The organism is Pseudomonas sp. CFBP 8770, from assembly GCF_014841705.1.
Classification (GTDB): domain Bacteria; phylum Pseudomonadota; class Gammaproteobacteria; order Pseudomonadales; family Pseudomonadaceae; genus Aquipseudomonas.
The window spans coordinates 119,242-138,542 of the sequence record NZ_JACYUL010000007.1 but is presented as its reverse complement, the minus strand read 5'-3'; the positions used below and the strand labels follow the sequence as shown (position 1 = coordinate 138,542).

The window sequence follows — 19,301 nt, the reverse complement described above, 5'->3', positions numbered from 1 at the left end:
AGTGGCTCTGATCGCTTCTTCCCACTTCCGCATCGTTGTCGGCCTCGGCAAGAGCGGCATGTCGCTGGTGCGCTTCCTGGCGCGCCAGGGCGTGGCGTTTGCCGTGGCCGATACGCGAGATGCGCCGCCGGAACTGGCGACGCTGCAGCGTGACTATCCCCAGGTGGAAGTGCGTTGCGGGGAGCTGGACGTGGAGTTCCTGTGCCGCGCCGACGAGCTCTACGTGAGCCCCGGTCTGGCGCTGGCGACCCCCGCCCTGCAACAGGCCGCAGCGCGGGGCGTGCACCTGTCCGGTGACATCGACCTGTTCGCCCGGCATGCCAAGGCGCCGATCGTGGCGATCACCGGCTCCAACGCCAAGAGCACCGTGACCACCCTGGTTGGCGAGATGGCGGTTGCGGCTGGCAAGCGCGTGGCCGTGGGCGGCAACCTCGGCGAGCCGGCGCTCGATCTGCTCGCTGACGACGTCGAGCTGTACGTGCTGGAGTTGTCGAGCTTTCAGCTGGAAACCACCCATCAGCTCAATGCCGAAGTGGCCACCGTGCTCAATGTCAGTGAAGACCACATGGATCGCTACAGCGGCCTGCCGTCCTATCACCTGGCCAAGCACCGGATTTTTCGGGGGGCGCGCAAGTTCGTCTTCAATCGCCAGGACGCCCTGAGCCGGCCGCTGATCGGCGAGGGCATGCCGTGCTGGACGTTCGGCTTGAACAAGCCGGATTTCAAGGCCTTCGGTCTGCGCGAGGAAGACGGGCAGAAGTACCTGGCCTACGAGTTCGAGAACCTGATGCCGGTCAGCGCGCTCAAGGTGCGCGGCGCACACAACCAGGCCAATGCCCTGGCCGCGCTCGCCCTGGGACACGCGGTGGGTCTGCCGTTCGACGCCATGCTGGCCAGCCTGCGTGAATTCACCGGGCTGACGCACCGTTGCCAGTGGCTGCGCGAGCGCGATGGCGTGGCCTGGTACGACGATTCCAAGGCCACCAACGTCGGTGCCGCCATTGCCGCCATCGAAGGCCTGGGTGCCGATATCGACGGCCAGTTGGTGCTGATCGCCGGGGGCGATGGCAAGGGCGCCGATTTCACCGCGCTGGGCAAGCCGATCCAGCGTCATTGCCGGGCGCTGGTGCTGCTGGGCCGCGATGCCGCGCGCATCGCCGCCGTGGCCGGGCCGGGCGTTCAACAAGTCACCGTCGCCTCGATCGAGGAAGCGGTTCAGCGGTGTGCCGAACTGGCGCAGCCCGGCGATGCCGTGCTGCTTTCACCGGCCTGCGCGAGTCTGGACATGTTCAAGAATTACGAAGAGCGCGGGCGTCGGTTCGCCCAGGCAGTAGAGGGCTTGTCATGATCTTTGGTGTCATCAAGCCATTTCCCTCGCCGCTGATCAGTGGTCGCGGCATCGACATCGACTTTGCCATGCTCGCGGGCTGCCTGGCCTTGCTCGGCCTGGGCCTGGTGATGATCACCTCGGCCTCCTCGGAAGTGGCCGCGGTCAATTCGGGCAACTCATTGTCGATGATGATCCGGCACCTGGTCTACCTGGTGATCGGCATCGGTACCTGCATCGTCACCATGATGGTGCCCATCGCCACCTGGCAGCGCCTGGGCGGTACGCTGCTGATCGCCGCCTTCGGCCTGCTGGTCATGGTGCTGTTGCCCGGCATTGGCCGCGAAGTGAACGGTTCGATGCGCTGGATCGGCTTCGGCATGTTCAACGTGCAGCCTTCGGAAATCGCCAAGGTGTTCGTGGTGATCTTCCTGGCCGGCTATCTGGTGCGTCGCCAGCAGGAAGTCCGCGACAGCTGGATGGGCTTCTTCAAGCCTTTCTTCGTGCTGTTGCCGATGGCCGGTCTGCTGTTGATGGAACCGGACTTCGGCGCCACGGTGGTAATGATGGGTGCCGCAGCTGCGATGCTGTTCCTAGGCGGCGTGGGCCTGTTCCGCTTCGCCTTGATGGTGGCCCTGGCAGTGGGTGCAGTGTTCGTGCTGGTCCAGGCCCAGCCGTACCGCATGGCGCGCCTGATCACCTTTACCGACCCGTGGAGCGACCAGTTCGGCTCGGGCTATCAACTGACCCAGGCACTAATTGCCTTTGGCCGTGGCCAGTGGTTCGGTGTCGGCCTGGGCAACAGCGTGCAGAAGCAGTTCTACCTGCCCGAGGCGCACACCGACTTCGTGTTCTCGGTGCTGGCCGAGGAGCTGGGGGTGATCGGTTCACTGTGCACCGTGGCCCTGTTCGTGTTCGTCTGTATCCGCGGCATGTACATCGGTTACTGGGCCGAGCGGGCCAAACAGTATTTCGCCGCGTACGTGGCCTATGGGCTGTCGTTCCTGTGGATCGGCCAGTTCCTGATCAACATTGGCGTGAACGTCGGCCTGCTGCCGACCAAGGGTCTGACCTTGCCGTTTCTCAGCTACGGCGGCAGTTCGCTGGTGATCTGCTGCGCCTGTCTGGGGCTGCTGCTGCGCATCGAATGGGAAAGCCGTTCGCACCTGGGCAGCGAAGAGGTGGAATTCAGCGAGAGCGATTTCGCCGAGGAGACGCCCCATGGCCGGTAAAGGCAATGTGCTGATCATGGCGGGCGGTACCGGGGGTCATGTGTTCCCGGCGCTGGCCTGCGCACGGGAATTCCAGGCGCGCGGTTTCAGCGTGCACTGGCTGGGCACGCCGCGCGGGATCGAGAACGAGCTGGTGCCTGCCAATGGCCTGCCACTGCACCTGATCGATGTCAGCGGTGTGCGCGGCAAGAGCCGGCTGGCTCTGCTCAAGGCGCCGTTCGCCATTTGCAAGGCCGTGTTCCAGGCGCGCCGCATCATCGCCCGGCTGCAGCCGGTGTGCGTGGTCGGCTTCGGTGGTTACCTGACCGGCCCCGGTGGCGTCGCCGCGCGGCTGGCCGGCGTGCCGGTGATCGTGCACGAGCAGAATGCCGTGGCCGGTACCGCCAATCGCCTGTTGGTGCCTTTCGCCAGCCGGGTCTGCGAAGCTTTCCCCGACACCTTCGCCGCCTCGGCCAAGCGTCGTACCACCGGCAACCCGGTGCGTACCGAACTGTTCATGGAAACCCCGCGTCAGGCACTCATCGGTCGCCAACCGCGTCTGCTGGTACTGGGTGGCAGCCTGGGCGCCGAGCCGCTGAACAAGCTGCTGCCCGAAGCCCTGGCTCAGGTGCCTGCGCACTACCGCCCCGAGGTGTTCCACCAGGCCGGCAAGCAACACGATGAAATCACCGCCGAGCGTTATCGCACCGCCGGTGTCGAGGCGCAGGTCGCGCCGTTCATCAAGGACATGGCCCAGGCGTATGGCTGGGCCGACCTGGTGGTGTGTCGCGCGGGTGCGTTGACCATCAGCGAGTTGGCGGCCGCTGGCTTGCCGTCGTTGCTGGTGCCGCTGCCCCACGCGATCGACGACCACCAGACTCGCAATGCCGATTATCTGGCTCGCGAAGGCGCTGCCTTCCTGATGCCACAAGCGACAACCGGCGCGGCACAGCTTGCCGAGCGCCTGAAAGAGGTTTTGATGCAGCCCGAAAAACTCCTGAGCATGGCGAGCACTGCCCGCCGCCTGGCCAAACCCGATGCCACGCGCAATGTGGTCGACGTCTGCCTGGAGGTGGCCCATGGTTGAGAACCAGAGAGCCATTCCGCAACCGGAAATGCGCCGTATCCGTCGTATCCACTTCGTCGGCATCGGTGGTGTGGGCATGTGCGGCATCGCCGAGGTGCTGTTGAACCTGGGCTACGATGTGTCCGGTTCCGACCTCAAGGCTTCGCCCGTGACCGAGCGACTGACGTCGTTCGGCGCACAGATTTTCATTGGCCATCGTGCCGAGAATGCTGCCAGCGCCGACGTGCTGGTGGTGTCGAGCGCCGTCAACACCAGCAACCCGGAAGTCGCCACTGCGCTGGAGCGTCGGATCCCGGTGGTGCCACGTGCCGAGATGCTGGCCGAGCTGATGCGCTATCGGCACGGCATCGCCGTGGCCGGCACCCACGGCAAGACCACGACCACCAGCCTGATCGCCTCGGTGTTCGCCGCCGGTGGTCTGGATCCGACATTCGTCATCGGCGGCCGGCTCAATGCCGCCGGCACCAACGCGCAGTTGGGCACCAGCCGCTACCTGATCGCCGAGGCCGACGAGTCCGATGCCAGCTTCCTGCACCTGCAGCCGCTGGTGGCCGTCGTCACCAACATCGACGCCGATCACATGGCGACCTACGGTAACGACTTCAACGTTCTAAAGAAAACCTTCGTCGAGTTCCTGCACAACCTGCCGTTCTACGGACTGGCCGTGGTGTGTCTGGACGACCCGGTAGTGCGCGAGATCCTCCCGCAGATCGCGCGGCCGACCTTGACCTACGGCATCAGCGAAGAAGCCGACGTTCGTGCCATCAATGTGCGTCAGCAGGGCATGCTGACCCACTTCACGGTGCTGCGCCGCGACCGCGAGCCGCTCAACGTGTCGGTCAACATGCCGGGCAACCACAACGTGCTCAACGCTCTGGCGACCATCGCCATTGCCACCGACGAAGGCATCAGCGACAGCGCCATCGTCCAGGGCCTGTCCGGCTTCCAGGGCGTCGGTCGACGTTTCCAGGTGTATGGCGAATTGCCGGTCGAAGGCGGCAGCGTGATGCTGGTCGACGACTACGGTCATCACCCCCGCGAAGTGGCGGCAGTGATCAGCGCCGTGCGCGGTGGCTGGCCCGATAAACGTCTGGTGATGGTATATCAGCCGCATCGTTTCAGCCGCACGCGTGACCTGTACGACGATTTCGTACAGGTGCTTGCCGACGCCAATGTGCTGCTGCTGATGGAGGTCTACCCGGCAGGCGAAGAACCCATCCCGGGCGCCGACAGCCGTCAGCTTTGCCACAGCATCCGCCAGCGTGGCCAGTTGGACCCTATCTATATCGAACGCGGCGTCGAGCTGGCGCCACTGGTCAAGCCGCTGCTGCGCGCAGGCGACATCCTGCTGTGCCAGGGTGCCGGCGACATCGGTGGTCTTGCCCCGCAGTTGCTCAAAAGCCCGCTGTTCGCGCAGGTCTCGGAGAAATCGCAATGAACATTCTGGATCCCAACACCCTGCGCTCGCAGATCATGCCCAGTGACTTCGGTCGCGTGGCCGTGCTCTACGGCGGCAAGAGCGCCGAGCGCGAGGTCTCGCTGAAATCGGGCGCCGCGTGCCTGCAGGCCTTGCAGAGCGCCGGGGTGGACGCGTTCGGCATCGACGTTGGCGACGACCTGCTGGCCCGCCTGCAAGCGGAGAAGATCGACCGGGCGTTCATCATCCTCCATGGCCGCGGCGGCGAAGACGGCAGCATGCAAGGGTTGCTCGAGTGCCTGGACATCCCCTACACCGGCAGCGGCATCCTTGCCAGCGCGTTGGCGATGGACAAGTTGCGCACCAAGCAGGTGTGGCAGAGCCTCGGCTTGCCGACCCCGTCGCACGCCGTGCTGGCCAGCGAGCAGGATTGTATTTTTGCCGCTGGGGAACTGGGCTTCCCTTTGATCGTCAAACCCGCCCATGAAGGTTCAAGCATCGGGATGGCCAAGGTGAACAGCGTCGACGAACTGGTCGTCGCCTGGAAAGCCGCCAGCACCTACGATTCGCAAGTGCTGGTCGAACAATGGATCCACGGTCCCGAGTTCACCGTCGCGACGCTGCGTGGCCAGATGCTGCCTGCGATTGCGTTGGGCACGCCCCACACGTTCTACGACTACGACGCCAAGTACGTCGCCAACGATACCCAGTATCGCATCCCCTGCGGCCTTGCCCCCGCCAAGGAACAGGAACTCACCGAACTCTGCGCCCGCGCCTGCGATGCCATCGGCATCCAGGGTTGGGGGCGTGTGGATGTGATGCAGGACCAGCAGGGCCGTTTCTGGCTGCTGGAAGTCAACACCGCTCCAGGCATGACCGATCACAGCCTGGTGCCCATGGCGGCGAACGCGGCCGGCCTGGATTTCCAGCAGCTGGTGCTGGCGATTCTGGCCGCCAGTTGCAAGGCGCGAGGTTAAGACCATGCACGGCCCAATGATTCGCCATCAGTCACCCGCCATCGGCCGCAACAAGCCGGTGCCGCGTGGCGCCAGCCGCATGGTGGCCAAGGAGCCACTGTCGGTGCGCCTGCCCAAGGCCAATTTCAGCATCTTCAGAAAGCTGATGTGGCCGGTGCTGTTGGTGGGTCTGGGCTTCGGCACCTACGAAGGTGCCCAGTACCTGATGCCCTACGCCGATCGCCCGATCACCAAGGTGTCGGTACAAGGCGACCTGGCCTACATCAACCAGCAGTCGGTGCAGGAGCGCATCCAGCCTTATGTCGGTATGACGTTCTTCAGCATCGACCTGACCCGCATGCGCACCGAGCTGGAAACCATGCCCTGGATCGCCCATGCCGAAGTGCGTCGGGTCTGGCCTGACCAGGTGGTGATCCGCCTGGAAGAGCAACTGCCGGTCGCGCGCTGGGGCAACGAGTCGCTGCTCAACAACCAGGGCCAGGCGTTCGCGCCTCGCGAACTGGGCAACTACGAACACTTGCCGCAGTTGTTCGGCCCGGTACGGGCCCAACAGCAGGTGATGCAGCAATACCAGGTGCTGAGTCAGATGTTGCGTCCACTGGGCTATTCGGTTGCCCGGCTGGAACTGACCGAACGCGGCAGCTGGTTTCTCACCACAGGCGCAGGAAGCGCCGGCCCGGGCATCGAGTTGTTGCTGGGACGTGACCACTTGCTGGAAAAAATGCGCCGCTTTATCGCCATTTACGACAAGACACTCAAAGACCAGATCACGAATATCGCGCGTATCGACCTGCGCTATGCCAACGGCCTGGCCGTGGGCTGGCGTGAACCGAGCGCCCCGACTGCGGACAAGCCCGCCGTCGCGAAGAATTGACAAGAGGCAGGACCATGGCAAACGTTCAAAGCGGCAAAATGATCGTCGGGCTGGACATCGGCACCTCCAAGGTGGTGGCGCTGGTGGGCGAGGTGGCAGCCGACGGTACGCTGGACATCGTCGGGATCGGCACCCACCCCTCGCGCGGCCTGAAGAAGGGCGTGGTGGTGAACATCGAGTCGACCGTGGCGTCGATCCAGCGCGCGGTCGAGGAAGCCCAGCTGATGGCCGGTTGCCGCATCCACTCGGCGTTCGTCGGCGTCGCCGGTAACCACATCCGCAGCCTGAACTCCCATGGTATCGTGGCCATTCGCGACCGCGAGGTCAGCACGGCTGACCTGGAGCGGGTTCTGGACGCGGCCCAGGCCGTGGCGATTCCCGCCGACCAGCGCGTATTGCACACCCTGCCGCAGGACTACGTGATCGACAACCAGGAAGGCGTGCGCGAACCTTTGGGCATGTCCGGCGTGCGTCTGGAAGCCAAGGTCCATGTGGTCACCTGCGCCGTCAACGCTGCGCAGAACATCGAGAAGTGCGTGCGCCGCTGTGGCCTGGAAATCGACGACATCATTCTCGAGCAGCTGGCCTCGGCCTATTCGGTACTGACCGATGACGAGAAGGAGCTGGGTGTCTGCCTGGTCGACATCGGCGGCGGCACCACCGATATCGCCATCTTCACCGAAGGCGCCATTCGCCACACAGCGGTCATTCCCATCGCGGGCGATCAGGTCACCAACGACATCGCCATGGCCCTGCGCACACCGACGCAGTACGCCGAAGAAATCAAGATCCGTTACGCCTGCGCCCTGGCCAAGCTGGCCGGCGCCGGCGAAACCATCAAGGTGCCCAGTGTCGGCGACCGTCCTCCGCGCGAGCTGTCGCGCCAGGCGCTGGCCGAAGTCGTCGAGCCACGCTACGACGAGCTGTTCACCCTGATTCAGGCCGAGCTGCGTCGCAGCGGCTACGAAGACCTCATCCCGGCCGGCATCGTGCTGACCGGTGGTACGGCAAAAATGGAAGGCGCGGTCGAGCTGGCCGAAGAAATCTTCCACATGCCGGTGCGCCTGGGCGTACCGCATAGCGTGCGGGGGCTGAGCGACGTCATCAGCAACCCGATCTATTCCACCGGCGTGGGCCTGCTGATGTATGGCCTGCAGAAACAGTCCGATGGCTTGAACCTGTCAGGTATCAGCAACAGCGGCAATTACAGCGATGACACCAAGGCTCCGGTGCTGGAACGGCTGAAGCGTTGGGTGCAAGGCAATTTCTGATTCAAAACGGCAGTAGCGGTAGGCGCACACAAATAGAGAAAGGAGAGGGCACATGTTCGAACTCGTAGACAACATCCCGCAAAGCCCGGTAATCAAGGTTATCGGTGTCGGCGGTGGCGGCGGCAACGCCGTCAACCACATGGTCAAGAGCAACATCGAAGGCGTTGAATTCATCTGCGCCAACACCGATGCTCAGGCACTCAAGAACATCGGCGCGCGCACCATCCTGCAGCTGGGCACGGGCGTGACCAAGGGCCTGGGCGCAGGCGCCAACCCTGAAGTCGGCCGTCAGGCCGCGATGGAAGACCGCGAGCGTATCGCCGAAGTGCTGCAAGGCACCAACATGGTCTTCATCACCACCGGCATGGGCGGCGGTACCGGTACCGGTGCTGCGCCGATCATCGCCGAAGTGGCCAAGGAAATGGGCATCCTGACCGTTGCGGTCGTGACCCGTCCGTTCCCGTTCGAAGGCCGCAAGCGCATGCAGATCGCCGACGAGGGCATTCGCATGCTGTCCGAAAGCGTCGACTCGTTGATCACCATTCCCAACGAGAAGCTGCTGACCATCCTGGGCAAGGACGCCAGCCTGCTGTCGGCGTTCGCCAAGGCCGACGACGTGCTGGCCGGTGCCGTTCGCGGTATTTCCGACATCATCAAGCGTCCGGGCATGATCAACGTCGACTTCGCCGACGTGCGTACCGTGATGAGCGAAATGGGCATGGCGATGATGGGTACTGGTTGCGCCAGTGGTCCCAACCGCGCACGCGAGGCCACCGAAGCGGCCATTCGCAACCCGCTGCTCGAAGACGTCAACCTGCAGGGCGCTCGCGGCATTCTGGTCAACATCACCGCGGGTCCCGATCTGTCGCTGGGTGAATACTCCGACGTAGGTAGCATCATCGAAGCGTTCGCCTCCGACCACGCGATGGTCAAGGTCGGCACCGTTATCGACCCGGACATGCGCGACGAACTGCACGTGACCGTCGTGGCCACCGGCCTCGGCGCGAAGATCGAGAAGCCTGTGAAGGTCATCGACAACACCATGCAGACCGCAGCGCAGACGCCTCCACCGTCGCAGCAGCCGGCTCGCCAGGACGCACCGTCGGTGAACTACCGCGATCTGGATCGTCCGACCGTGATGCGCAACCAGGCCCACGCCGGTGCTGCCGCCGCGGCCAAGCTGAACCCACAGGATGACCTGGATTATCTGGACATCCCGGCCTTCCTGCGTCGTCAGGCCGATTGATGCAATTTATCAGGGGTATTAGGGTGATTGGTGTTCAGCAAAGGTTGGGTCTGCTATCATCGCCAGCCTTTGTTGATACCAGTTCGCAATTTGCGCTGAAGCGGCCAATGCCATGATTAAACAACGCACCCTGAAGAATATTATCCGTGCCACAGGCGTCGGTCTGCACTCCGGTGAGAAGGTCTACCTGACTTTGAAGCCTGCGCCCGTGGATACCGGCATCGTGTTCTGCCGTGTCGACCTTGACCCGGTCGTGCAGATTCCTGCACGCGCCCACAATGTCGGCGCCACCACGATGTCCACCACTTTGGTCAATGGCGATGTCAAGGTCGATACCGTAGAGCATCTACTGTCGGCCATGGCGGGCCTGGGAATCGATAACGCCTACGTCGAGCTCTCCGCGTCCGAAGTGCCGATCATGGATGGCAGCGCCGGACCCTTCGTATTCCTGATTCAATCGGCTGGCCTGGAAGAACAGGACGCGCCGAAGAAATTCATCCGCATCCTGCGTGAAGTGACAGTGACGGAGGGCGACAAGCGCGCCACTTTCCTGCCTTTCGAAGGTTTCAAGGTGAGTTTCGAAATAGATTTCGATCATCCTGTCTTCAAGGACCGCACCCAGAGTGCCAGTGTCGACTTCTCCAGCACGTCCTTCGTGAAGGAAGTCAGTCGCGCCCGCACCTTTGGTTTCATGAGCGACCTTGAGTACCTGCGCAAGCACAATCGTGCACTGGGCGGCAGCGTCGAGAACGCTATCGTGGTGGACGAGGCAGGCGTCATGAACGAGGACGGTCTTCGCTACGAAGACGAGTTCGTCAAGCACAAGATCCTCGACGCAATCGGCGATCTCTATCAGCTGGGTAACAGCCTGATTGGCGAATTCCGTGGCTACAAGTCGGGCCACGCACTGAACAACCAGCTTCTGCGTCGTCTGCTCGAGCAGGATGATGCTTGGGAAGTGGTCACCTTCGAAGATGCCAGCACGGTACCGATCTCCTACATGCGGCCAGCTGCGTTGGGTTGATACAACCTCTCTTTTCTGGTTACACATTTATAGGCCACCCCTTGGGTGGCTTTTTTTTGCGTGGCGTTCAGGGAGGGCAGGGCATTGCCGGCGGGTTCAGCGCACGCGCTTGGCGTGGGCTGCGAGACGCTCCAGCGCCGCGCGCAGATTCGGATCGCTGATGCCGTCGGCGGTGGCCTGAATGTTCTCGCCCGCGCTGATGGACAGATCGATGCTGCGCTCGCCGGCCTTGCTCTGCACCGTGGGTGGCTGCACCTTGAACAGGATGCGCGTCAGGCTGGCGAATTCCTCCAGGGCCTGCAGGTCGCGCTGCAGGCGCTTTTGCTGGTAGCGCAGGCGCGTGGCCCAGTGGCCGTCGGTGACGACCAGCAACAGGCTGCCCTCGCGCCACGAGGCAACGTAGCAATGTTCCCGCGCTGCCGGCTGCAGCTGGCTCTCGAGCAGGCGCTGCAGGTGCGACAGGCGCTGGGCATGGCTGAACAAGGCCTTGAGCGGCTTGGCTTCGCGCAGCAGCACCGCTGGTGCCCGGGCGGGCAGAGGGCGAAAGACCATGGTGATACACCTGAGGTTACAGAGTCGGCATGTTAACAGAATCCCTTGCCGTCACCGTTTTACGTGGGTGCACCGGCGGGTCTGTGAACGTTCGAATGGATGACATCTGCATCCTGCGGGTTGAAGTTGGCGAAAAAGCCCTTATTGTAAAACCGCCCCGTCACAACGCTGTGCCAGCATCGTGGACATCGCGCCACTTTCCTCTCCATCGTTTCCGGGTAGAATGCTCGTTCGCATGCGGCCATGAGGGCTGCACGGGCGACTCACGGGGCCGCCCTCCATCCCTATGTGTGGAAGATCCTGCCAATATGTTTGCGCCTTTGTTAAAGAAACTTTTTGGAAGCAAGAACGAGCGTGAAGTACGACGCATGCTCAAGACGGTACAAGCCGTCAATGCCTTCGAAGAGCAGATGGTGGCCCTTTCGGACGAGCAGCTGCGCGCCAAGACCGCAGAGTTCAAGGCCCGCCTGGCAAAAGGCGAGACCCTCGACCAACTGCTGCCCGAAGCATTCGCCGTCTGCCGCGAAGCCGGCAAGCGCGTCATGGGCATGCGGCACTTCGATGTCCAGTTGATCGGCGGCCTCACCCTGCACGAAGGCATGATCGCCGAAATGCGTACAGGTGAAGGCAAGACCCTGGTGGCGACCCTGGGCGTTTACCTCAATGCGCTGTCCGGCAAGGGCGTGCATGTGGTCACGGTCAACGACTACCTGGCCCGTCGCGACGCCAACTGGATGCGTCCGCTGTACGAGTACCTGGGCCTGACCGTGGGCGTGGTCACGCCGTTCGCGCCGCCGGACGAGAAGCGTCTGGCCTATGCCGCCGACATCACCTACGGCACCAACAACGAATTCGGTTTCGACTACCTGCGCGACAACATGGCGTTCAGCATGGAAGAGAAATTCCAGCGCGAGCTGAATTTCGCCGTGATCGACGAAGTCGACTCCATCCTCATCGACGAAGCCCGCACGCCGCTGATCATTTCCGGCCAGGCCGAGGACAGCTCCAAGCTGTACACCGAAATCAACCGCCTGATCCCGCAGCTCGAGCAGCACATCGAGGAAGTCGAGGGCCAGGTCACCAAGGAAGGCCACTACAGCATCGACGAGAAGACCCGCCAGGTCGAACTCAACGAAGCCGGTCACCAGTACATCGAGGAAATGCTCACCCGCGCCGGTCTGCTGGCCGAGGGCGAGAGCCTTTATTCGGCGCACAACCTGGGCCTGCTGACCCACGTCTATGCCGGCCTGCGTGCGCACAAGCTGTTCAACCGCAACGTCGAGTACATCGTCCAGGACGGGCAGATCCTGCTGGTCGACGAACACACCGGTCGCACCATGCCGGGCCGTCGCCTGTCCGAGGGCCTGCACCAGGCCATCGAGGCCAAGGAAAACCTGAACATTCAGGCCGAGAGCCAGACGCTCGCCTCGACCACGTTCCAGAACTACTTCCGCCTGTACAACAAGCTGTCGGGCATGACCGGTACGGCCGACACCGAAGCGTTCGAATTCGCCCAGATCTACCAGCTCAACGTGATGGTGATCCCGCCGAACAAGCCGCTGGCGCGCAAAGACTTCAACGACCTGGTGTACCTGACCGCGGACGAGAAGTACGCCGCTATCGTCACCGACATCAAGGAAAGCATGGCCCAGGGCCGGCCGGTGCTGGTGGGTACGGCAACCATCGAAACCTCCGAGCACATGTCGCGCCTGCTCAACCAGGAAGGCATCGAGCACAAGGTGCTCAACGCCAAGTTCCACGAGAAGGAAGCCGAGATCATCGCGCAGGCCGGTCGTCCCGGTGCGCTGACCATCGCCACCAACATGGCCGGCCGTGGTACCGACATCCTTCTGGGCGGCAACTGGGAGGTCGAAGTGGCTTCCCTCGAGGACCCATCGGCGGAGCAGATTGCCCAGATCAAGGCCGACTGGCAGAAGCGTCACCAGCAGGTGCTCGAATCCGGTGGCCTGCATGTGATCGCCTCCGAGCGTCACGAATCACGCCGCATCGACAACCAGCTGCGTGGCCGCGCCGGTCGCCAGGGTGACGCCGGCTCCAGCCGTTTCTACCTGTCGCTGGAAGACAGTCTGATGCGTATCTTCGCCTCCGACCGGGTGAAGAACTTCATGAAGGCGCTGGGCATGCAGTCCGGTGAAGCCATCGAACATCGCATGGTGACCAACGCCATCGAAAAGGCCCAGCGCAAGGTCGAAGGTCGCAACTTCGATATCCGCAAGCAACTGCTCGAGTTCGACGACGTCGCCAACGAGCAGCGCAAGGTCATCTACCACATGCGCAACAGTCTGCTGGCGTCCGACAACGTCGGTGACACCATTGCCGACTTCCGCCAGGAAGTGCTGGGCCAGCTGTTCGCCCAGCACATTCCGCCACAGTCGCTGCCCGAGCAGTGGGACGTGGCCGGTCTGGAAGCGGCGCTGCAGACCGATTTCGGTGTGAGCCTGCCGATCCAGCAATGGCTGGACGCCGACGACAAGCTGTACGAAGAAACCCTGCGCGAGAAAGTCATGGCCGAGCTGTTGGCGGCCTACACCGAGAAGGAAGACCAGGCCAGCGCCGATGCCCTGCGCACCTTCGAGAAGCAGATTCTGCTGCGTGTGCTCGACGACCTGTGGAAAGACCACCTGTCGACCATGGACCACCTGCGTCACGGTATTCACCTGCGCGGCTACGCCCAGAAGAACCCGAAGCAGGAATACAAGCGCGAGTCGTTCAGCCTGTTCCAGGAACTGCTGGATTCGATCAAGCGCGACACCATCCGTGTGCTTTCCCACGTTCAGGTGCGCCGCGAAGATCCGGTCGAGGAGGAAGCGCGTCTGCGTCGCGATGCCGAGGAATTGGCTGCGCGCATGCAGTTCGAACACGCTCCGGCACCAGGCCTGGATCAACCCGAAGCGTTGGTCGAGGGTGCCGAAGTCGTTGCCGCTACAGTGTCGGAGCCGGTGCGCAATGACCAGAAACTGGGTCGCAACGAGCTGTGCTGGTGTGGTTCGGGCAAGAAATTCAAGCATTGCCACGGCAAGATCGACTGATCGCCGCACATTGCTTCACGCAACAGCACGCCGCGACTGACGCCGGCTCCCGGTAGGAGCGGTCAGTGGCCGCGAAAAGTACGACACGGTCTGGCAGGTATACCGCGTCGTCTGTTTCGCGGCCGCTGACCGCTCCTACGGTGGATTTCGGTGATCCGATCGCGGCGTTCGTCCATTCAATGGCGGCGTCGACGATACGCCGCAGATTCCTCAAAGGAGTGCTCACATGGCTGTTGGTCTTGGTCCCCTGCCCACGCTGCATCCGGTTCCCGGTTTCGAGCTGGGCATCTCCAGCGCCGGCATCAAACGCCCCGGACGCAAAGACGTGGTGGTGATGCGCTGCGCCGAGGATTCCAGCGTTGCTGGCGTGTTCACCCTGAATGCGTTCTGTGCGGCACCGGTCATCGTCTCCAGGCAGCGCGTGGGCGGCAACGTGCGTTATCTGCTGACCAACACCGGCAATGCCAACGCCGGTACCGGTAAACCCGGCCTGGCTGCTGCCGAGCGCACGACGGCGCGGCTTGCCGAATTGGCCGGGGTGGACGCCAGCGCCGTGCTGCCGTTTTCCACCGGAGTGATCGGCGAGCCATTGCCCGTGGAAAAGATCGAGGGCGCCTTGCAGGCTGCGCTCGATGACCTGTCGGTCGACAACTGGGCAGCGGCTGCCACTGGCATCATGACCACCGATACCCTGCCCAAAGGCGCCAGCCGCCAGTTCCAGCACGACGGCGTGACCGTCACGGTGACCGGGATCAGCAAGGGCGCGGGCATGATCCGGCCAAACATGGCGACCATGCTCGGCTACATTGCCACCGACGCCAAGGTCGCGCCCCACGTACTGCAGGATCTGCTGCGCGACGGCGCCAACAAGTCGTTCAACCGCATCACCATCGACGGCGACACTTCGACCAACGACTGCTGCATGCTGGTGGCTACCGGGCAGGCAGCATTGCCGGAGATCAGCGAGGCCAGCGGCCCGTTGTTCGCGGCGCTGAAGCAGGCGGTCTTCGAGGTGTGCATGGAAGTGGCCCAGGCCATCGTGCGCGACGGTGAAGGGGCGACCAAGTTCGTCACCGTCCAGGTCAACGGCGGCAGCAACCACCAGGAATGCCTGGATGTGGCCTACACCGTGGCTCACTCGCCGCTGATCAAGACCGCCTTGTTCGCCTCCGATCCGAACTGGGGACGCATCCTGGCGGCCGTCGGCCGCGCAGGCGTGGCGGAACTGGATGTCAGCAAGATCGATGTGTTCCTGGGCGAGGTGTGCATTGCCAGCCGTGGCGCACGCGCGACCACCTACACCGAAGAGCAGGGCTCGGCGGTAATGGCGCAGGCAGAGATCGGCATTCGTATCGAGCTGGGCCGCGGCGATTGCAACGAGACCATCTGGACCACCGACCTGTCCCATGAATATGTGAAGATCAACGCCGAATACCGTACCTGACGGTCAGGCCCGGGTGTGCTCCAAGGTGCACCTGGGCGTTGGCAGCTCAGTGCGGCCTGGAGAATGCGTGAAACGAGTGCATGTAGCCGCCGCGGTGATCCGTGGCGCAGATAACCGTATCCTGATTGCCCGTCGTGCCGATGCCCAGCACCAGGGCGGCTTGTGGGAGTTTCCCGGCGGCAAGGTCGAGGCCGGCGAGACAGTGCAGACGGCGCTGGCGCGGGAGTTGCGCGAAGAACTGGGCATAGAGGTCGGCCAGGCACGGCCATTGATCAAGGTGCATCACGACTATGCCGACAAGCAGGTGCTGTTGGATGTCTGGGAAGTGACCGAGTTCACCGGCCAGCCGCATGGCGTCGAAGGTCAGCCCGTGGCCTGGGTCAAGGCACGCGAGCTGCCGGGCTATGAGTTCCCGGCAGCCAATCGTCCCATCGTCGCGGCAGCGAGTCTGCCGGGTGAATATCTCATCACTCCGGATGGGCTGGATAACCCGACCTTGTTGCGCGGGATGCAGAAGGCGATTGCCGGTGGCATCAAGCTGCTGCAGCTGCGCGCACCCAATGGCTACGATCCGCAGTACCGCGACCTGGCGGTGGATGCCGTGGGGTTGTGCGCAGGCAAGGCCCAGTTGATGCTCAAGGGGCCGCTGGAATGGCTGGGCGATTTCCCTTCGGCCGGGTGGCACCTGACGTCTGCGCAGCTGCGCAAGTACGCCAGCAAGGGCCGGCCGTTTCCGCAAGAGCGTTGGCTGGCGGCCTCCTGTCACGACGCCGAGGAGCTGGCGCTGGCGCAGCAGATGGGTGTGGATTTCGTCACGCTGTCGCCGGTGCAACCGACCCTTACTCATCCCGATGCCCAGCCGTTGGGATGGGATCGGGCGCATGGTTTGATCGAGGGTTTCAACCAGCCGGTGTTCCTGTTGGGCGGGCTCGGTCCTCAGGATCAGTCGAAGGCTTGGGAGATCGGCGCGCAGGGCGTCGCAGGCATCCGCGCGTTCTGGCCAAGCCTGTAGCCACCCTGGACCCTGTAGCAGCGGCGCAAGCCGCGTCAGGGGTCCCTCAAGATCCATTGCCTGACGCGGTACTGGCAAACTGCGGCCTGCGCCATTCTCACGGCTTGGCAGGCTGCCAAAGGATCTCGGCAATAGCCTGGCGTCGAGTGATGATCCGCGCCGCCACGAACAGCAGATCCGAAAGCCGATTGATGTACGCCAGGCTCACCGCTGACAACGGCTCCACGGCATTGAGCTGCTGACAGCGACGCTCGGCACTGCGTGCCAGGCTACGGCACACATGGGCCTGGGCGATCAGCATCGAACCGCCTGGCAGGATGAAATTCTCCAGCGCGCCGACTTCGTCGTTCCAGGTATCGATGGCCGTTTCCAGGCGCTCGACTTCGCCAGCATCGAGTGCCTGGTACGCGGGCATGGCCAACTCGCCACCCAGATCGAACAGCCGATGCTGGCAGGGCGCAAGCACCTCGCTCACCTCGTTCAGGCGCGGATCTTCCATAAGTCCCGCCAGCAGCACGCCCAACTGACTGTTCAAGGTGTCCACTTCACCGATGGCCTCCACGCGCGGGTGGTCCTTGGGTACCCGACGTCCATCGCCAAGCCCGGTTTCGCCCTGGTCGCCGGTGCGCGTGTAAATCTTCGTCAGGCGAAAGCCCATGCTCATATCTCCGTGTTGGTGAGGGGCAGCGGATGGCCGGCCAACGGCAGGCGCAGAGTGAAGCAGGTGCCCTGGCCAGGGCTGGATTGCACTTCCATCTGGCCCTTGTGATTGTTGGTGATGATGAAGTAGGACACCGACAGGCCCAGGCCGGTGCCCTGGCCGATTTCCTTGGTGGTGAAGAAGGGCTCGAACGTACGCTTGCGCACGTTTTCGGGCATGCCCACGCCGTTGTCCTCGACCTGGATTTCCGCCCACGGCGGGCTCAGCCGGGTGCGCAGGATGATGCGCCCCGGCTCGTGCTCATCGTTGCGCTGATGAATGGCCTGCGCCGCGTTTTTCAACAGGTTGAGCAGCACTTGCTCCAGCTCGTTGGCAGTGCCCGGTACCGGGCCCAGCGCGGGGTCGAACTGGCGCACGATGTTTTGCCCCTTGAAGTCGAAACCGATCGCCAGATCGAAGTCGTTGCCGGCGATCTCCACGGCCTGGTCGATCAGGGCGGGCAGGTCGCACGGCGCCATTTCCCGGGTACTGCGGCGGCTGAAGCTGAGCATGTGGGTGACGATCTTCGCGGCCCGTGCACCAGCTTGTTGAATGCCGTCGAGCAGCTGCGGGATTTCCCGCCCTTGCAGGTAGGCGTTCACCGCTGCCAGATCGACACCGGCGTCGCTGGCCTGTTCGAGGTTCTTCGGCAGGTCTGCCGACAGGCGACGCCTGACGTTCTGCACGTTGTGCAGAATCGCGCCCAGGGGGTTGTTGATTTCATGGGCCATGCCGGCGGCCAGCCCCCCCACCGAGAGCATCTTTTCCGACTGCACCATCATCTCTTCCAGGGACAGGCGCTGGGTGATGTCGTCGATGCGGATCACCACACCGCGGCCGGCACCGCCCATCAGCGGATAGAAGGTCAGCGCGTAATGGTGTGGGGTGTCGTCCTTGACCCAGGTGACCCGCTCGATCTTGGCCACCGTGTGCTGTTCGACCGTGATCTTGAGCTGCGGCAGGAACGGTTTGAGCGGGGCGAATGCGAGAAAGATCGGTTGATTGAGCGCCTCGTCCAGCGGCGTACCGGAAAGTGCGCTGGCTTCCTGGTTCCATTGGGTGACGTACAGCTGCTCGTCCAGGGCAATGAGTGCCGAAGGCATGGAGTCGATGATGCTGTTGAGGTAGTTCTGAAAGCCGGTGAGTTTCTTCTCGATCTTGCTGCGCACCTGGACTTCGAGTTCGAGCTTGCGGTTGGTGTGGCGAGTTTCTTCGGCCAGCCCCTGGGCCTGGTCGTAGGCAGCCTGAGACTCGTCGCGGGCACGCTTGAGTTGCTGTTCGCGCGCTTCGATGCGCGAGAGCATGGTGTTGAAGGCTTCGGCCAGGCTGCCGATCTCGTCGTGATTGCCGCGCCCGGCACGCAGGGCGTAGTTTTCTTCGCGGGTGACCTGGCGCGACAGCTCTTCGAGACGATAGATGGGCTCGGTGATCAGGCGCTTGATCTGCCGTGCGATGATCATCCACAACAGCACGCTGAACACCAGGATGCCGAGGCTGGCAGTCAGGGTGCCGGTGTAGAACGCCACGGGCAGTTCGCTGCTGGCCACCAGCAGCAGATGGCCGGCATTGGGGAGGGGTACCAATTGGGTGCTGCGGAATTCGGTGGAGCGCCAGGCTTCGATGCTGGCGAAGCGGGCTGGCATCTTCAGCCGGTCGCCGTGCTGCAGCTGCGCCAGACGCTCGCCCTGGGTGTCGTAGATGGCGGCGGCGCACAGCGGAGAATAGCTGTTGAGCTCTTCGAGCAGCGCTTCGGCGTCCTGCGGCGAGCGTACTGCCCGCTGCGCAAGGCCAGGGTTGGCCAGCAGTCGGCCGATGGTCTGCAAGGCCTGGGGCGCCATGCTTTCCTGGGAAATCCAGTAGGCGGCACTGATGAACGTCAGGTTGGCGACCAGCAGCACCGTGGTCAACAGCACCAGCAGGGCGGCCAGCAATTTCTGGCCAACCGGCAGGTTTTCAAGTCTCTGGCGCAAGGGCATTGGGGGGATCGCTTCCACGACAGGGCAGAGCGTCAGTGTAGCAAACCTGCTTTGCAAATCCCGCGGTTCGCCGGACACACCGCAGCGCCTGTTTCGCGGCCGATGACCGCTCCTACGGGGTACCGCGGGCCTA

General features: G+C 63.3%; 15 protein-coding genes. 12 read left to right on the top strand and 3 right to left on the bottom strand.

What is annotated here, in order from left to right; translation table 11 throughout:
- Position 1: 1 nt before the first annotated feature.
- The 9 genes from murD (at position 2) to lpxC (ending at position 10,434) form a co-directional block, all read left to right on the top strand.
- Positions 2-1,348 carry a UDP-N-acetylmuramoyl-L-alanine--D-glutamate ligase gene (gene murD, locus IFT98_RS16770; protein ID WP_192050684.1) on the top strand — a complete coding sequence of 449 codons (1,347 nt, stop codon included), beginning with the start codon at positions 2-4 and terminating at the stop codon, positions 1,346-1,348.
- Positions 1,345-2,559: a putative lipid II flippase FtsW gene (gene ftsW, locus IFT98_RS16765; protein WP_122479466.1), complete on the top strand. Its 1,215-nt coding sequence runs from the start codon at positions 1,345-1,347 to the stop codon at positions 2,557-2,559. The genes murD and ftsW overlap by 4 nt, the downstream gene beginning before the upstream one ends.
- Positions 2,549-3,625 (top strand): undecaprenyldiphospho-muramoylpentapeptide beta-N-acetylglucosaminyltransferase, encoded by a 1,077-nt coding sequence (gene murG / locus IFT98_RS16760; protein WP_122479465.1) that lies wholly within the window; start codon positions 2,549-2,551, stop codon positions 3,623-3,625. Before ftsW ends, murG begins: the two co-directional genes overlap by 11 nt.
- The gene (murC, locus tag IFT98_RS16755) at positions 3,618-5,063 is read left to right on the top strand and encodes a UDP-N-acetylmuramate--L-alanine ligase (protein ID WP_122795970.1); all 1,446 of its coding nucleotides are present in this window, start codon (positions 3,618-3,620) and stop codon (positions 5,061-5,063) included. Before murG ends, murC begins: the two co-directional genes overlap by 8 nt.
- A complete protein-coding gene (locus tag IFT98_RS16750; RefSeq protein ID WP_192050686.1) occupies positions 5,060-6,019 on the top strand; it encodes a D-alanine--D-alanine ligase in 960 nt (319 codons plus the stop codon). The genes murC and IFT98_RS16750 overlap by 4 nt, the downstream gene beginning before the upstream one ends.
- Before the next feature lie 4 nt (positions 6,020-6,023).
- Positions 6,024-6,893 (top strand): cell division protein FtsQ/DivIB, encoded by an 870-nt coding sequence (locus tag IFT98_RS16745; RefSeq protein ID WP_122479462.1) that lies wholly within the window; start codon positions 6,024-6,026, stop codon positions 6,891-6,893.
- Positions 6,894-6,907: 14 nt separating this feature from the next.
- Positions 6,908-8,164: a cell division protein FtsA gene (gene ftsA, locus IFT98_RS16740; protein WP_122479461.1), complete on the top strand. Its 1,257-nt coding sequence runs from the start codon at positions 6,908-6,910 to the stop codon at positions 8,162-8,164.
- A 52-nt stretch (positions 8,165-8,216) separates the two neighbouring features.
- Entirely contained in the window at positions 8,217-9,410 is a 1,194-nt protein-coding gene (gene ftsZ, locus IFT98_RS16735; RefSeq protein WP_049860625.1) for a cell division protein FtsZ, read from the top strand.
- 112 nt (positions 9,411-9,522) lie between these two features.
- Positions 9,523-10,434: a UDP-3-O-acyl-N-acetylglucosamine deacetylase gene (gene lpxC, locus IFT98_RS16730; RefSeq protein WP_043186858.1), complete on the top strand. Its 912-nt coding sequence runs from the start codon at positions 9,523-9,525 to the stop codon at positions 10,432-10,434.
- A 96-nt stretch (positions 10,435-10,530) separates the two neighbouring features.
- Here the strand turns inward: lpxC and IFT98_RS16725 are convergent, their stop codons facing one another.
- Positions 10,531-10,986, bottom strand: a complete 456-nt coding sequence (locus tag IFT98_RS16725) for a DUF721 domain-containing protein (protein WP_192050687.1) — start codon at positions 10,984-10,986, stop codon at positions 10,531-10,533.
- Positions 10,987-11,294: 308 nt separating this feature from the next.
- Between IFT98_RS16725 and secA the strand changes: the two genes are divergently transcribed.
- The 3 genes from secA (at position 11,295) to IFT98_RS16710 (ending at position 16,492) form a co-directional block, all read left to right on the top strand.
- Positions 11,295-14,036: a preprotein translocase subunit SecA gene (secA, locus tag IFT98_RS16720; RefSeq protein WP_192050689.1), complete on the top strand. Its 2,742-nt coding sequence runs from the start codon at positions 11,295-11,297 to the stop codon at positions 14,034-14,036.
- A gap of 226 nt (positions 14,037-14,262) precedes the next feature.
- Positions 14,263-15,480, top strand: coding sequence for a bifunctional glutamate N-acetyltransferase/amino-acid acetyltransferase ArgJ (argJ, locus tag IFT98_RS16715; protein ID WP_192050691.1), 1,218 nt, complete (start codon positions 14,263-14,265; stop codon positions 15,478-15,480).
- Between the two features lie 67 nt (positions 15,481-15,547).
- Complete coding sequence (locus tag IFT98_RS16710; RefSeq protein ID WP_192050693.1) at positions 15,548-16,492, top strand: Nudix family hydrolase; 945 nt, start codon at positions 15,548-15,550, stop codon at positions 16,490-16,492.
- A 97-nt stretch (positions 16,493-16,589) separates the two neighbouring features.
- On the opposite strand, the gene IFT98_RS16705 is transcribed toward IFT98_RS16710, so the two are convergent.
- Both IFT98_RS16705 and IFT98_RS16700 read right to left on the bottom strand, forming a co-directional pair.
- Positions 16,590-17,150: a cob(I)yrinic acid a,c-diamide adenosyltransferase gene (locus IFT98_RS16705; protein ID WP_192050694.1), complete on the bottom strand. Its 561-nt coding sequence runs from the start codon at positions 17,148-17,150 to the stop codon at positions 16,590-16,592.
- A 2-nt stretch (positions 17,151-17,152) separates the two neighbouring features.
- The gene (locus tag IFT98_RS16700; protein WP_192050696.1) at positions 17,153-19,168 is read right to left on the bottom strand and encodes an ATP-binding protein; all 2,016 of its coding nucleotides are present in this window, start codon (positions 19,166-19,168) and stop codon (positions 17,153-17,155) included.
- Between the last annotated feature and the right edge of the window lie 133 nt (positions 19,169-19,301).